13 protein-coding genes, 1 pseudogene and 1 riboswitch are annotated in these 15,179 nt (G+C 28.9%); of the genes and pseudogenes, 3 read left to right on the plus strand and 11 right to left on the minus strand.

The window, feature by feature from the left end:
• Window positions 1-97: 97 nt before the first annotated feature.
• Window positions 98-197: riboswitch (SAM riboswitch) on the plus strand.
• A 104-nt stretch (window positions 198-301) separates the two neighbouring features.
• Genes CLPU_RS14875 through CLPU_RS14885 form a run of 3 tightly spaced genes read left to right on the plus strand, consistent with a single transcriptional unit; the run spans window position 302 to window position 2,865 of the window.
• On the plus strand, window positions 302-1,315 hold the full coding sequence (locus CLPU_RS14875) for a methionine ABC transporter ATP-binding protein (RefSeq protein ID WP_050378682.1): 1,014 nt from the start codon (window positions 302-304) through the stop codon (window positions 1,313-1,315).
• Window positions 1,308-1,961, plus strand: coding sequence for a methionine ABC transporter permease (locus tag CLPU_RS14880; RefSeq protein ID WP_050378684.1), 654 nt, complete (start codon window positions 1,308-1,310; stop codon window positions 1,959-1,961). The genes CLPU_RS14875 and CLPU_RS14880 overlap by 8 nt, the downstream gene beginning before the upstream one ends.
• 22 nt (window positions 1,962-1,983) lie before the next feature.
• Complete coding sequence (locus CLPU_RS14885) at window positions 1,984-2,865, plus strand: MetQ/NlpA family ABC transporter substrate-binding protein (RefSeq protein WP_050378686.1); 882 nt, start codon at window positions 1,984-1,986, stop codon at window positions 2,863-2,865.
• Window positions 2,866-2,997: 132 nt separating this feature from the next.
• On the opposite strand, the gene metH is transcribed toward CLPU_RS14885, so the two are convergent.
• The 11 genes and pseudogenes from metH to CLPU_RS14940 form a co-directional block, all read right to left on the minus strand.
• Window positions 2,998-6,606: a methionine synthase gene (metH, locus tag CLPU_RS14890; protein WP_050378688.1), complete on the minus strand. Its 3,609-nt coding sequence runs from the start codon at window positions 6,604-6,606 to the stop codon at window positions 2,998-3,000.
• Between the two features lie 217 nt (window positions 6,607-6,823).
• Window positions 6,824-7,306 carry a GNAT family N-acetyltransferase gene (locus CLPU_RS14895; RefSeq protein WP_050378690.1) on the minus strand — a complete coding sequence of 161 codons (483 nt, stop codon included), beginning with the start codon at window positions 7,304-7,306 and terminating at the stop codon, window positions 6,824-6,826.
• A gap of 53 nt (window positions 7,307-7,359) precedes the next feature.
• The gene (locus tag CLPU_RS14900) at window positions 7,360-8,109 is read right to left on the minus strand and encodes a DUF4097 family beta strand repeat-containing protein (protein WP_050378692.1); all 750 of its coding nucleotides are present in this window, start codon (window positions 8,107-8,109) and stop codon (window positions 7,360-7,362) included.
• A gap of 15 nt (window positions 8,110-8,124) precedes the next feature.
• Complete coding sequence (locus CLPU_RS14905) at window positions 8,125-8,448, minus strand: PadR family transcriptional regulator (RefSeq protein WP_479691165.1); 324 nt, start codon at window positions 8,446-8,448, stop codon at window positions 8,125-8,127.
• A 30-nt stretch (window positions 8,449-8,478) separates the two neighbouring features.
• Window positions 8,479-9,063: a DUF1700 domain-containing protein gene (locus CLPU_RS14910; RefSeq protein WP_050378696.1), complete on the minus strand. Its 585-nt coding sequence runs from the start codon at window positions 9,061-9,063 to the stop codon at window positions 8,479-8,481.
• A 154-nt stretch (window positions 9,064-9,217) separates the two neighbouring features.
• A complete protein-coding gene (locus tag CLPU_RS14915; RefSeq protein WP_050378698.1) occupies window positions 9,218-9,667 on the minus strand; it encodes a coiled-coil domain-containing protein in 450 nt (149 codons plus the stop codon).
• A gap of 155 nt (window positions 9,668-9,822) precedes the next feature.
• Window positions 9,823-12,177 (minus strand): phosphoenolpyruvate synthase, encoded by a 2,355-nt coding sequence (ppsA, locus tag CLPU_RS14920; RefSeq protein ID WP_050378700.1) that lies wholly within the window; start codon window positions 12,175-12,177, stop codon window positions 9,823-9,825.
• Between the two features lie 122 nt (window positions 12,178-12,299).
• Window positions 12,300-13,667 (minus strand): L,D-transpeptidase, encoded by a 1,368-nt coding sequence (locus tag CLPU_RS14925; RefSeq protein ID WP_050378702.1) that lies wholly within the window; start codon window positions 13,665-13,667, stop codon window positions 12,300-12,302.
• 81 nt (window positions 13,668-13,748) lie between these two features.
• Window positions 13,749-14,540 (minus strand): DUF881 domain-containing protein, encoded by a 792-nt coding sequence (locus tag CLPU_RS14930; RefSeq protein WP_050378705.1) that lies wholly within the window; start codon window positions 14,538-14,540, stop codon window positions 13,749-13,751.
• 179 nt (window positions 14,541-14,719) lie between these two features.
• The gene (locus CLPU_RS14935; protein WP_050378707.1) at window positions 14,720-14,899 is read right to left on the minus strand and encodes a hypothetical protein; all 180 of its coding nucleotides are present in this window, start codon (window positions 14,897-14,899) and stop codon (window positions 14,720-14,722) included.
• A gap of 125 nt (window positions 14,900-15,024) precedes the next feature.
• Window positions 15,025-15,179: pseudogene (locus CLPU_RS14940) on the minus strand (IS200/IS605 family transposase); the annotation flags it as partial.

Below are 15,179 nucleotides of genomic sequence, written 5' to 3' on the forward strand. Positions count from 1 at the left end.
TGAAATTTTATTCTTTCAACCTCTTGACAATCCTCAACATAAAAATTAGAATAGTTGTTAGAATGTAAAGTATAGTTGAAATATTTAGGATAATATACTCTTATCTAGAGAGGTGGAGGGACTGGCCCTATGAAGCCCGGCAACCAGTGTGTAATCACAAGGTGCTAATTCCTGCGGCATATGCTGAAAGATGAGAGAGGTCGTTTAGGTTTAATGTGCCTCTTTCGTAGAAAGAGGCTTTTTTAGTATCCAATTTTAATTTTAACATTATTCATAATATTCAGTAAGTGAGGTGACACAAATGATAAGTATAAAAAACTTAAATAAAGTATATAAAATAAAAGAAAATACAGTTCATGCTGTAAAAGATGTAAACTTAGAAATTCCTAAAGGAGAAATATTTGGAATAATAGGATTAAGTGGCGCTGGTAAGTCTTCTCTTATAAGAACTTTAAATAGACTAGAAGATCCTACTGATGGTTCTATAATCATAGATGGTATAGAAATAACTAAACTTAATAAAAAACAATTAAGAAATCTTAGAAAAGAAATCGGAATGATTTTCCAACACTTTAATTTATTAAGCTCTAGAACTGTATTTGGAAACATTGCTTATCCATTAGAAATTGCAGGATTAAGTAAAGATCAAATAAAGGATAGAGTGTTAGAATTGTTATCTCTTGTAGGACTAAGTGATAAAGTAAATGCTTATCCATCACAATTAAGTGGCGGACAAAAACAAAGAGTAGCTATAGCTCGTGCATTAGCAAATAATCCTAAGATTCTTCTTTGTGATGAGGCTACTTCTGCTCTCGATCCTCAAACTACAAAATCCATATTAAATCTGTTAAAAGAAATTCAACAAAAATTCGGATTAACTGTAGTTCTTATAACTCATCAGATGGAAGTTATTCGTGAAATATGCAATAGAGTGGCGATTATAGAAAACGGAGAAATAATTGAGCTTGATACAGTTGAAGAAGTTTTTGCAAGACCGAAAACCGAAACAGCCAAAGCTTTCGTATCTCATATTCATCCTAGTAGTCAAAGTGAAATAGTTTTTCCTAAAGTTCCTAACTCTAAAGTTATAAAGCTTAGTTACTTAGGAGAATCTGCTAAGAAACCTATAATAACTGATTTAATAAGGAGTTTTAAAATAGATATAAATATTATTTCTGGAGATATAAATGAGCTTATGAGTACTTCCGTAGGCCATTTAGTAGTTCAAATCACTGGTGAAAAAGAAGAAATAAGTAAAGCAATAGATTGGCTAAATGATCAAGATATATCTTTGGAGGTGATCTGGAATGGATAATATAACATCTCTACTATTGCCAGCACTTTGGGAAACTTTATATATGGTATCAGTTTCTACTATAATTTCTGTTTTACTAGGATTACCTCTTGGTATATTATTAGTTATAACTGAAAAAGGCGGTTTATGGGAAAAACCTATAATAAATTCAGTACTAGGTACTATTATAAATGTTTGTAGATCTTTTCCATTTTTAATTCTTATGATTTTAGTTTTCCCATTGTCTCGTGTAATTGTAGGAACAACAATAGGAACTACTGCAACTATAATACCGTTAGCTATTTCAGCTACACCTTTCGTAGCTAGAGTTATAGAAAGCTCTTTAAGAGAAGTAGATAATGGATTAATAGAAGCTTCATTATCTATGGGATCTACAACTTCCCAAGTTATATTTAAAGTATTACTACCAGAAGCTATGCCTTCTTTAGTAAGTAATGTTACTCTAACTATTATAAATTTAATAGGATATTCCGCTATGGCAGGAGCCTTAGGTGGTGGTGGACTTGGAAACTTAGCTATAAACTATGGATATTATAGATTCCAAAGTGATCTAATGGTTGTCGCAGTGATAGTTTTAATAGTTTTAGTACAAGCTATACAATTTTTAGGAAACATAATAGCATTAGCTATTAGCAAAAAAAGATAAATTAATTAAGGGGGAATTTTCAATGAAAAAATCTTTAAGTGTCTTACTACTTGTTTTTACTCTTATAACTGGCCTTATTGTAAGTGGATGCTCAAAAGAATCTCCAGATAATAAAAAATCTGAAGCTTCTCAAAATGGTAATGAAACTAAAAAAGAAGTTGTTTTAAAAGTAGGTGCTTCACCAGTACCTCATTCTGAATTATTAAACTTAGTAAAAGATGATTTAAAAGAACAAGGAATTATTTTAGAAATTAAAGAATTTAATGACTATGTTCAACCAAATATAGCTTTAAACGATAAACAATTAGATGCAAACTTTTTTCAACATAAGCCTTATTTAGATGAATTTATTGAAGCAAAGGGAGTAGATTTAGTATCTTTAGGACAAGTACACGTTGAGCCTTTGGGACTATATTCTGAATCTATAAAATCATTAGATGAACTTAAAGATGGAGCTACTATAGCAATTCCTAACGATCCAACTAATGGTGGTAGAGCTTTGTTACTTCTTCAAAATCAAGGATTAATCAAGCTTAAAGAAAATGCAGGCCTTACGGCTACAAGTAACGATATAGACAAAAACCCTAAAAAACTAAAATTTGAAGAATTAGATGCTGCTCAAATTCCTAGAACTTTAAAAGATGTTGATGCTGCCGTTATAAACGGAAACTTTGCTTTAGATGCTGGGTTAGTTCCTACAAAAGATGCTTTAACTGTTAGTAAAGATAAAAAAGATGATTTAGTTTTAGAAGGAAAAGAATCTCCATATGCTAACATCATAGCTGTAAGAAAAGGAGAAGAAAACAACGAAAACCTTAAAGCTCTTTTAAAAGCTTTACAATCAGATAAAGTTAAAAAATATATTGAAGAAAACTATAAAGGCGGGGTTGTTCCTGCATTCTAAATAAATAATAAAAGTCGGCTATTTAAGTCGACTTTTATTATTTTAAAATTCATTTAATTTTTAATATAATATTTTTTTCTCTATCAATCTTACACGATTAATATACTGTTTACATTTATAAGCTTCTAATGATTATCTTTCCTTATAGTTATTCCCTAGCATCCTTTTAATAAATTCTAAATCTTTACCTTTTCTTTTTGCATAATCTACTATCTGTTCTTCATCTATATTATCTACAGAAAAATAGCTTGCAAATTCATGAGTAAAATATAGACCACATACACTTCCCACTGGTTTCATCATATATGTTTCTGTTAATATCACATCAGTATTTTCACTTCCATTTAGCAAATTAAATAGCTTTGTCTTTTCCGAATGATCCGGAAGTGAAGGATAACCGAATGCTGGTCTAATTCCCATAGTATTTTCAAATGACCAATAATCTTTCCATAGTTTTTTATTTAGAGCTTCTGCAAAAGCTTCTGCTAGTCTATTTCCTAATATCTTTATCATTATTGCATTATATTCATCGTTATTATTCTTATAGTTATTATAAAGCTCTTCTATTCTATTTCCTGATGTAACAATAAATGCACCTATAAAGTCTTCTTTATTACTTTCTTTTGATGCTATAAAATCCCCTATAGATAAACAGTTACCATTTTCGTTTAATCTTTGTCTTCTTAAATTATTGAATATCTCTAAGATATCTCCTTTTTCATTATATACTTCTATATCTTCTCCTACTGAATTTGCTTTAAATATTCCAAATACACCATTTGGAACTAACTTTTCATCTTTTTCTAATTCATCTAGGATGTTATTTGCATCCTTGATCAATTTTTTTGCTTCTTCTCCGTATTTTTCATCTTCTATTACCATAGGATATTTCTTTCTCATTCCCCATTCTATAAAGAAATAAGTCCAATCAATATATTTTCTAAGTTCCTTTACTGAAAGATTTATCCTTCTAACCCCTATAAATTCAGGTATCTTTAAATTCATGTTATCCCAATCTATGTTTAGCTTTTTATTTCTAGCCTCTCTTAATGAAATTAAGTTTTGTTCTTTATTCAAATAAGTATCTCTTAAAGAAGAATATTCTTTTTTAATCTTTTCAAGATAAGGTTCTCTTTTATCTTTATCTGCAAGATTCTTAGCTACTTCAACTGATTTTGAAGCATCTAATGAATATACTACTCTTCCCCTATATTGTGGAGATATTTTTACTGCTGTGTGAACTTTTGAAGTTGTAGCACCTCCTATCATTATAGGTATATCTAGTCCTTCTTTCTCCATAAGTTCTGCTACATTTACCATTTCATCAAGTGAAGGAGTTATAAGTCCACTTAACCCTATAACATCTACATTTTCTTCTTTTGCAACTCTTATGATTTCTTCAGCAGTTACCATTATACCGAGATCTATAACTTCAAAGTTATTACAAGCAAGAACTACTCCAACTATATTTTTACCTATATCGTGTACATCTCCTTTAACAGTTGCAAGAAGTATTTTCCCTGCCCCTTTACCTTTTGTATCTTTTTCATTTTCTATATAGGGCATTAGAACACTTACTGCTTTTTTCATAACTCTTGCACTTTTAACAACCTGAGGTAAAAACATCTTTCCTTCTCCAAATAAATCTCCTACTACTTTCATTCCATCCATAAGGGGTCCTTCTATAACTTCAAGAGCTTTATCATAACTTTGTCTTGCTTCTTCAACATCTTGTTCAATAAAATCTGTTATACCCTTAATAAGAGAATATTTAAGTCTTTCACTTACATTTTCTTCTCTCCACTTTAACTTATTCTCTTCTTCTTTTTCCGAAGAATCTTTATAACTTTCTGCAAACTCTATAAGTTCCTCAGCAGCACCTTTATGAGTATTTAAAACTACCGCTTCAACTTTTTTTAGAAGTTCTTTATCTATTTCATCATATATTTGAATCATACCAGGATTTAATATAGCCATATCCATACCAGCTTCTATAGCATGATATAAAAATACTGAATGAATAGCTTCTCTTATTACATTATTTCCTCTAAAAGAAAATGAGAGATTAGAAAGTCCACCTGATATTTTAGCTCCAGGTAAATTTTCTTTTATCCATTTAGTGGCTCTTATAAAGTCTACTCCATAGCTATTATGTTCTTCTATCCCTGTTGCTATAGCTAATATATTGGGATCAAATATTATGTCTTCTCTTGGAAACTTTACTTTTTCAACCAGTATATCATATGCTCTTTTACACACTTCTATCTTTCTATTGTAATTATCTGCTTGTCCTTTTTCATCAAAAGCCATAACTACTACAGCAGCACCAAACCTTTTTATAATACTAGCTTGTTCAATAAATTCTTCTTCTCCATTTTTAAGACTTATAGAGTTTACCACTGGCTTTCCTTGTATAGCTTTAAGTCCGCTTAGTATGACTGAAAACTTTGAAGAATCTATCATGATAGGAACCCTAGAAATTTCTGGCTCTGATGCAAGTAGTTTTAAAAAAATATCCATTTCTTCCTCAGAATTTAACATTCCATCATCAAAGTTAACATCTATTGCTTGAGCTCCATTTTCTACTTGTTCTCTTGCTATAGCAAGTGCTTCTTCGTACTTTTTTTCTCTTATAAGTCTTGCAAACTTTTTAGAACCTGCAACATTAGTTCTTTCTCCTATATTTAAAAAATTATTTTCCCTTGAAACCTTAATAACTTCAAGTCCTGCAAGAATAGTTTCTGTTTTTATATCTGGAATCAAACGAGGATTTTTATCTTCTACAAGCTTCGATATAGCTTTTATATGGTTATATGTTGTTCCACAACACCCACCAACTATATTTATATGTTCTTCTTCTACAAGTTCTTTTAAATATTTAACTGTTTCTTCTGGCTTCTCATCATACTCACCAAATCTATTAGGCAGACCAGCATTTGGATATACACTTATATAGTATGGTGCTGTTTTTGAAAGCTTTTTAATAAATGGAATAAGTTCTTTAGCTCCAAATGAACAGTTAAGTCCTACTGATATAACATAATCATTTTTAATACTAGCTAAAAAGGCCTCCAGTGTTTGACCTGAAAGAGTTCTTCTACTTCTATCTGTAAGAGTACCTGATATCATAATAGGCATCTCAATATTTTTTTCTTCATTTATAAGATTCACAGCATATATAGCAGCTCTTGCATTTAATGTATCAAATATAGTCTCTATAAGAATAGCATCTACTCCACCATCTATAAGTCCCTCAACTTGTTCTTTATATGTTTCTACAAGTTCATCAAATGTTACTCCTCTATATCCTGGGTTTTCTACATCTGGAGATATAGAAGCTGTTTTGTTAGTAGGTCCAACAGAACCTGCTACAAATCTTGGTTTATTAGGATTTAGCCTTGTATATTCTTGCGCTATTTCTTTGGCAATAATGGCAGCTTCTTTATTTAATTCATATACAATGTTTTCTAAACCATAATCTTTTTGAGATATTCTATTAGAGTTAAATGTATTAGTTTCTATAATATCTGCTCCAGCATCAAGATATCCTTTATGAATCTCTTTTACTAAATCTTTCTTAGTTAAAACTAAAACATCATTATTTCCTTTAAGTTGAAAAGATGAGTCTTTAAATCTTTCTCCCCTATAATCACTTTCATCTAATTTATAATTTTGAATAGCTGTTCCCATTGCACCATCAAGAACCGCTATTTTTTTCTTTAATAACTCCTTTAATTTCATATACTTTCCCACCTTATATAATGCATTTTATATGAATTATCTATAATATAAATAATACATTCTTTATTTACATCTTTCAATTATCATAAGTTAATTGGTCGAAATAATCTGAAAAATAATAAATTTAAAAATTAAATACTAAAACCTCTTTGTATTTTTATAACTTTCTAACATTAAATACAAAGAGGTTTTCTATTTAATATATTATTCTCATTTTCTACTCTATAATATATTGATATAAATGCACATCTAAATACTTATCAAATTTTTTACCAACTTCTTTCATAACTCCTATATATGTAAAGCCATAGTTTTCATGCATTTTTCTACTTACTTCATTTCCTTCTGTAATTCTAGATATTATACAATGATAGTTTAATTCTTTAGCTTTCTTTATTATAGATTCAAATAATTTTTTTCCTATTTGCTTTCCTTTACTATCGTGCTTTACATAAATTGAAAGTTCAACTGTTCCTATATATCCATCATGAGATGCCCATTTACTTAATGATGCCCAGCCTTCTATATCGTTATCTTCATATACTATTATAGGATACTTATCATCATGTTCATTAAACCACTTTTCTCCACCTTCCACAGTTCTTATACTAGTATCAAATGAAGATACAGAGTTCATTACATAAAAATTATATATGTCCAATATATACTTTAAATCATTAATTGTTGCTCTACGAATCATTTCATCATCCCCTTGTAAAATACCTTCATGACTGAGCTAGTCTTCTTTTATTATCAATCATATACTTTTATACTTCCTAAATTAGATCTTAATTTTATTAAATTACCACCTTTATTTACATCGAAATTTAAGCTTTGTGATATACCTGGTAAACTATTTTCTTTGCTATTTATTTTTATATTTTTTAACATATTCTCTATTTTTCCTACATCCGTTTCTAGGTCAAAAGTTATATCATTTTCTTCTTTTATTTTTACATTTATATTTCCTACATCTGTAGATATCTTACCATATTTTATTTCATTTATTTCTAAGTCTATATTACCTACATCAACTCTTAAATCTAAGTTTTTTCCTGAGTATTCTCCATTTAATTTTCCAACATCCGATCTAATATCAATATTCTCTTTATATTTCTTAGGTATATATACATTTAAAGTTGAGTATACGTTAATATTATTGTTACCCATGCCTATGTATATCTTATTTACATCTATGTTTAATTTTTTACCATCATTTTTTATTATAAGTGGTTCTTTTGATCTCTTAAGTGGATTTATAAGTTCTAACTTTAATTTATCTGTATCAGTATATTCTAGATATATATCTGAAACACTAGATTTTATTTTTATTGTTTGTATATTATCTATAAATTCTTCTTTAATCACTGTTTTATTTATAGATTTATCATTATTTCGAACCTTTAGAATCTCATTTCCTCCTAAAAAGTATAATACTCCTGATGCTAATATAGATCCAATTCCTACCACAATACATATTATAAATATAGTTTTTAGTTTCATAGAATACACTCCTTTCTATTTATTTATAGATAAAACCCCTTCTACTCCATCAACAAATTCATACCATTCTTCTATTAAATTATCCTTTATTTCTATTCCAAGTTCTGTAAGAGTATAATATTTTCTAGGTGGCCCTTCTTGAGATTCTTTTAAATATGTTGTACAATACCCTTCGTTTACTAGTTTTCTTAAAAGTGGATATATTGTTCCTTCTGATATCTGTATATTCTTAGATATGGTTTCAACAAGTTCATATCCATAACAATCTTTATTAGAAAGAGTAGATAAAACACAAAGTTCTAAGACTCCTTTTTTAAACTGTGAGTTCAAACTTTTCATCCTCTCTATTTGTCAGTTTATTTATAGGGATTAACCTGTAATTATTTTCACATTTGCTTTTACGTATTTTAAAATACCTTTTGAAAAGTATTGTACTATCTTCCAAAATATTATTGTAAATGCAACACTTATACATGTTATTCCTATTCCTAAAAAAAGTATCATAAACCTACTAGTTATATTAGGAATATAAAACATACTAATGAATGGTAAGTTTAGTGGTTCCAATAACGTTCCAACAGAAATAGCTACCCCTGCTATACCCATAGATATACATACTAAAGCTCCTGAAATAAGCAAAGCTATTGCAGTTATTAGTAAAGGCAGCCCTAAGACTAAGTTAAAAAATCCCAAACCCATTCCACAGATTAAAACTTTTAATATATTTAAAGGATTATTACTTTTTTCAGCTCTAATTACTAAAGAATTATACTTATACTGTTTGCCTATTTGTTCCGGATCTCCTAATTTTCTTGATATTTCTTCTTCATTCAATCCTCTTTCTTTTCCTATATGAAAATGCTCTTCATAGTCTCTCATTATTTCTCTCTTTTCTATTTCAGGTATATCTTTTAAGTTATCGTATAATTTATTTAAAAATTCTTGTTTGTTCAAATAATTACCTCCTTGCATGTAATATACGGTATCTTGTATTGCAAGATACCTTGTTATTTATGATATATTTTTTTACTGTATATGTCAAGATACAAAAATTATAGTCTTAGCAGTTGCTAAGACTATAAATATAATATGTGATTCTTTTTACATACTATTTAATTGACTTTAATTTTACTATTTCACTCCAGTTATTAGCAGTAGCCATTTCAACAAAATTTAACCCTTTTTCAATATTTTCTACTTTTCCTATTAATGTATTTATATCATATTTCATATCTTCATGCTCTGACTTATTTATTTCTGCACTATGCTCTAATGATCTTAATAGTAATGTGTGTTCTTGCTGTGTCAATTTTATACTGACTACTTTATCTTGTAGAGTATCTATTGTATTGTCTAATTTATCTACCTTATCCTCTAGCTTATCCATTCTATTGTCTAGGTTATCCACTTTACCCTCTAGCTTATCCATTCTATTGTCTAGGTTATCCACTTTGCCCTCTAGTTTGTCCATTCTATTGTCTAAGTTATCTACCTTACCGTCTAAATTTGTCATACTACTTTGGATGCTTTTTAGTATATCTACTATTTCTTTATCCATTCAATCGCCTCAAATTTAAAACTAACCGTTTATCTATACACTGTTATTATATCATTAATATATAAATATCAAACATCAAATATTAGTTTATCTTTCTTAAAAGATAAAAAGGATGAGCAATTAAAGCTCATCCTTTATTTATATATACATCTATTTTATAATTCTCTTATTTTGTTTAATAATATTCTTTGTTCAACTGATGCTACTAATCTTCTTGTATAAGCAACTGTATCTGGGTTTACACTCATGCTATCAATTCCTTCTTGAACTAAGAATTCTGCAAGTTCTGGATAAGTTGATGGTCCTTGACCACAGATTGAAACAGTTTTTCCATATTTGTGAGCAGCTTTTATTAATGTTGATATAGCTTTTTTAACTGCAGGGTTTCTTTCGTCAAAGTATCCCATACTGTTTAATATACCTGAGTCTCTATCTGCTCCTAATGTTAATTGTGTTAAATCATTACTTCCTATACTAAATCCATCTACTAATTGAGCGAATTCTTCTGCTTGGAAGATTACTGATGGAACTTCAGCCATAATCCATATTTTGAAGTTTTCGTTTTGTACTAATCCTTCTGATGCCATTATTTCTTTAACTTTTATTAATTCCCAAGTAGTTCTTACAAAAGGAAGCATTACATAAACATTTGTTAATCCATATTCTCCTCTTACTTTTCTGATAGCTCTACATTCTAGTCTAAATCCTTCTATATAGTCTGGTGAAATGTATCTTGAAACACCTCTCCATCCTATCATTGGGTTAGCTTCTATAGGCTCTACTTCGTCTCCACCTTTTAATCCTCTAAATTCATTTGTTCTAAAGTCACTTAATCTAACAACTAGTGGTTTTGGATAAACTTCTTGTGCAACTTTTGTAACACTTTCAGACATTTTTTCAATAAATAATTGTTCTTCACCTATTTTTAATAAGTACATTGGATGTACTCCTAAATTAGTGAATATAAATTCAGTTCTCATTAATCCAATTCCATCGAATGGTAAGTTTTTGTATTTCTCTATTAATTCTGGTTCTCCAAGATTCATATATATCTTAGTTCCTGTAATAGGAGCTAACTGATGAATTAAATCTTCACTTAATCCAACTGAACCTTGAGATTGATTTTGAGTTTCTTCTTGCTTTTGTTGTAATACTTTTCCTTCATATACAACTCCTCTAGTTGCATCAACTGTAACTTCCATTCCTTCTGTTAATATTTCACTAGCATTTTTAGCTCCAACCACACAAGGTATTCCTAGTTCTCTTGATACTATAGCAGCATGACAAGTTCTTCCACCTTCGTCAGTAACTACAGCTGCTGCTCTTCTCATAGCAGGAACCATATCTGGATTTGTCATAACTGCAACAAGAATATCTCCTTCTTGTACTCTCTCTATTTCTGTTATATCTTTTATATTTTTTACTTTTCCACTACCGATTCCTGGTGAAGCGCCTAATCCTCTAGCAATTGATTTTAATTCTTCCGTTTGAGTACTTGCCACTTCTTCTTTCTCCCCTTTTAAAGTAGTTATTGGTCTTGATTGAAGTATATAAAGCTCATTAGTATCAGCATCTAAAGCCCATTCAATATCTTGTGGAGCTTTATATAGCTCTTCTATTTTGATACCATACTTAGCAAGGTTTGATACTTCTGAGTCGCTTAAACATTGGTTAGTTACATACTCACTACCTAAATACTCAGCTACTTTTATTTCTATAGTTCCAACATCTTCTTTATTTTTAATAACCATTATATTTTTATCAGCTACATTTCTTTCTGTTATTGATAAAGCAGTTTTATCTAATATAAATTCATCTGGAGTAACTATTCCTGATACAACTGCCTCTCCTAGTCCCCAGCTAGCATTTATCATTATTTCATTAGAGTTGCTTGTTATAGGGTTTGCAGTAAACATAACCCCAGCTATTTTACTATTAACCATTTTTTGAACTACAACACTTAGTGAAACTTCTCCATGGTCAAATCCTTGATCTTGTCTATAGTATATAGCTCTTGCAGTCCATAATGATGCCCAACATCTTTTTATATGTCTCTTAACTTCTTCTATTCCACTTATGTGTAAATAAGTATCTTGTTGTCCAGCAAATGAAGCTTCTGGTAAATCTTCTGCTGTAGCAGAACTTCTTATAGCAACTTGAGGATCTTCTAAATTAACTCTTTTGCTGAAGTCTTCGTAAGCTTTTACTATATCTTCTTCTATATCTTTAGGTATTTCAGCTCTTATAACTAATGCTCTTATTTCAGCACTTTTAGTTTGTAGTTGAGCTGAATCTTCAACGTCTAAATCTTTTAATATCTCTATTATTTCACTTTGTAAGTTTGACTTTTCTATAAAGTCACTGTATGCTGATGCAGTTACACAAAATCCTGGTGGAACATCTACTCCCTTTATTGTTAGTTCTCCTAAATTAGCTCCTTTTCCACCAACTACAGGAATATCTTCTTTATTTATTTCATTAAACCATTTTATATAGTTATATATGCTCATTTTAACTCCCCTTTCCTCAATTTTATATATATATTATAGCATATTCATTTAAATGTGCCATACTTTTTTATGTTTTTTTGTAGTACATAAATTTATATAGACTTTAAAGTAGTATAGATCATTTAATCTATAACTATTACAGCAGTATTGTCAACTTCTGACCAATCATATACAAATTTAGCATGACTTGTATAGTTTCTTACACACTTATGAGTTCTTGGAATAGTACCTATTGTATATAGATATTCTTTAGTTTCAGAGGTATAATCTTTTTCATCTTCATAATTTATAGGAACTCCATGTACATATGCTCCAGCTGTAAATCTAGTAGCATATGGTGCATATCCTTCTAAGTCTCCTGTTTTATCATTTAAATAATACATCTTATCCTTTTTTTCTAATACTTTAAATGTTCCACTTGGAGTCTCGTACTTATATTTCTCTTTTACACCTGTACTAGCTAAAGTATAAGTTATTAAAGTCCACGTATCACCTGATTTTTCAAATAATGCTTCATTTTGATTTGTAGTATCTACAATTATAACTTTTTTTAATTCTCTAATATTATTTTCAAAAGATACGTAATTTTTAGGTATCCAATATTCTCCTTCATACTGTAAGCTTCTTACTTTAAAAAATTCATTATTTTCATCTATGATAAATACAACCATTCCATCTGGAAAATATCTAAAATCATTTTTATTTTCTAGATTATAGTATGCTGGAGCACTTTGATAGGCTTGTATACCATATTTATCTATATCTTTCCCATTTAATAAAGGAGCTTTCCCATTTGCATCTTTATAGTTAGAGATATATCCATATCTATTATTACTAATTTGGTCTTCAAAGTTTCTTATATGTTCAATCATATCATAAAATTTGAATGATCTTGCTTCTCCATTATCAACTGGTATAACTCCATATTGAATATTACTATCTTCATTCCAAGATACTACATACCAATTTTCTTTATCTTTTTTATTTTTGTAAGATGATACTTTGCCTTCTAACTTTAATCTAGATAAGTACTCAGCTTTTTTTATTATTTCTGAGTTAATATTATTGCTTTTATATATTTTAGCCTCTTTAGAAGTTATAAGCAAATAGTCAAAAGGCATAATATATTTATTATATTTAATATCTATAGCTATATCCTCAGGTACCTTAGTTTCATATTTTTCAACTAAGTTTTCTGAGTATAAGTTATCAGTTAAAGTTTGATTCCTAATATTATTTATAGAATTCAATGTTATATCAGGTGACTTACCACGATTACTTATTATATCGTTAGTCATATCATTATCATCTTTTATTGGAAAAAAATTTATATTTGGATCTATATTAATATTTTTTGAAATATTTTTCTCATTGTATTTATTTTGTTTAGATGTTTTAGGAGCTTTGTATTTGTTATTTCCCTTAGTATTACAAGATACCAATATCATTACAATAGTTAAAGCAAATAATATTATAGCTTTTTTTCTCATTATTTCACCTCCGTCGACTTTATTTTAACCAAAAAACAAAAAAGTATAGAAAAATGGAAGTTTTTTTCTATACTTTTTTATTTATCTTTTTTTATTTTTTGATTCACTTTTTACTTTATTATCATTTTTATCCTTTACTTCTTCACTATCTTCTACATGAGGCTTTGCATACTTAAATTTATCTATTTGGGTATATTTAGGTATTTTTATATCATCTATCTTTTTTATTCTAATGTCATATAAAAGCTCATTTTCCATCTGCCAAACCACATTTCTCTTTACATGTAGTCCTCTTTCCATTTCATCTGGATCTCCTATAGCACTAATTATAAAAGGTGGAGATACCGCTACCCCATTTATTTTAATATTATTTACATCCGGTTCAAACTCTGTATAATTAGTGTATCTCTGTCCATTAATAGATATTGCTTCTGCTCCTAGGTCATTTAGTATAGTTATTATCTGTAATATAAGATCATAGTTAGCCACTATGCTACTAGTTTTATCACCTACTTCTGCTTCCATAGGTGGATCATTTATCTCTATTACTATACCTTTACCTTTTACATCTTCATAACCAACAAACATTTTATACTTTTCTAAATTTTTATATAGACCTTCTAAGTACTGGCTTTTTTCACTTTCTGTTTTTTGATGTTTTTTTAAATTATTATCTATATCTTCAATCTTTTTATTAAGTTTATCTTTTTCATCCTGTAGTTTATTATATTCTATAGAAAGTTCCTTAGCCTTTTCATTTGGAATTATTCCATATCCAACTATGTTTACTACTGTTTTAAATTGAAAGGCAAGTATCATACCTAAAACAGCACATACCGTTAAGAATACTATCTTATCTTTTGTCTTTATCACACAATCACCCACCTATCTATCCTCATATATTATAACATATTATGTATATTAGTTTTTAACTTTCCTTTTATTTCTCAATAATTAATATTATAAATTTATTACAGATATTATAAAAGTTACAAAAAATCACTATTAAGATTTAAGTATCTTAATAGTGATTCTTTATCAATGTAGCATTATCATATATTTTTTTCTTTATATATATATCTATATAAGCTTATATCTACTATACTTGAAACAATTTCTAACATATAAACTTGTACATAATATATAATTTTCAATAAATAAGATAGTTTTATAGTGTATTTCATTGCTATCCATATTACTTCTAGACTATCCTTAACATTATTATCAAACAAAAATCATGACCACCCGTCAAACGGGTGGTTTGCTCAGCCCTATAAGGGCATATTACTTGCTGTGTCTTAAGACACCCTGAAAGGTTTGCCAACTGCTATAGTTTTTCAGGGCACCCCTTAAGGGGTTATTTTTTCTTCCCTTTGGCTACCTCTTCACCCGTAAACGGGTCTATAAACTCTTTCAAACTTATTTGATCACCTGCTATATCTTCTTGCATTTGATTTTTTATATACTCTGCAATTGCCTTTTTATTTCTTCCTACTGTATCTACATAATATC

Origin of the sequence: Gottschalkia purinilytica, from assembly GCF_001190785.1 — a bacterium.
Lineage (GTDB): Bacteria > Bacillota > Clostridia > Tissierellales > Gottschalkiaceae > Gottschalkia_A > Gottschalkia_A purinilytica.

Excerpts from the sequence above, each read along its gene's own strand:
- CLPU_RS14875 (WP_050378682.1), top strand. The coding sequence starts at position 302 with ATGATAAGTATAAAAAACTTAAATAAAGTATATAAAATAAAAGAAAAT.
- CLPU_RS14880 (WP_050378684.1), top strand. The coding sequence starts at position 1,308 with ATGGATAATATAACATCTCTACTATTGCCAGCACTTTGGGAAACTTTA.
- CLPU_RS14885 (WP_050378686.1), top strand. The coding sequence starts at position 1,984 with ATGAAAAAATCTTTAAGTGTCTTACTACTTGTTTTTACTCTTATAACT.
- metH (WP_050378688.1), bottom strand. The coding sequence starts at position 6,606 with ATGAAATTAAAGGAGTTATTAAAGAAAAAAATAGCGGTTCTTGATGGT.
- CLPU_RS14895 (WP_050378690.1), bottom strand. The coding sequence starts at position 7,306 with ATGATTCGTAGAGCAACAATTAATGATTTAAAGTATATATTGGACATA.
- CLPU_RS14900 (WP_050378692.1), bottom strand. The coding sequence starts at position 8,109 with ATGAAACTAAAAACTATATTTATAATATGTATTGTGGTAGGAATTGGA.
- CLPU_RS14905 (WP_479691165.1), bottom strand. The coding sequence starts at position 8,448 with ATGAAAAGTTTGAACTCACAGTTTAAAAAAGGAGTCTTAGAACTTTGT.
- CLPU_RS14915 (WP_050378698.1), bottom strand. The coding sequence starts at position 9,667 with ATGGATAAAGAAATAGTAGATATACTAAAAAGCATCCAAAGTAGTATG.
- ppsA (WP_050378700.1), bottom strand. The coding sequence starts at position 12,177 with ATGAGCATATATAACTATATAAAATGGTTTAATGAAATAAATAAAGAA.
- CLPU_RS14925 (WP_050378702.1), bottom strand. The coding sequence starts at position 13,667 with ATGAGAAAAAAAGCTATAATATTATTTGCTTTAACTATTGTAATGATA.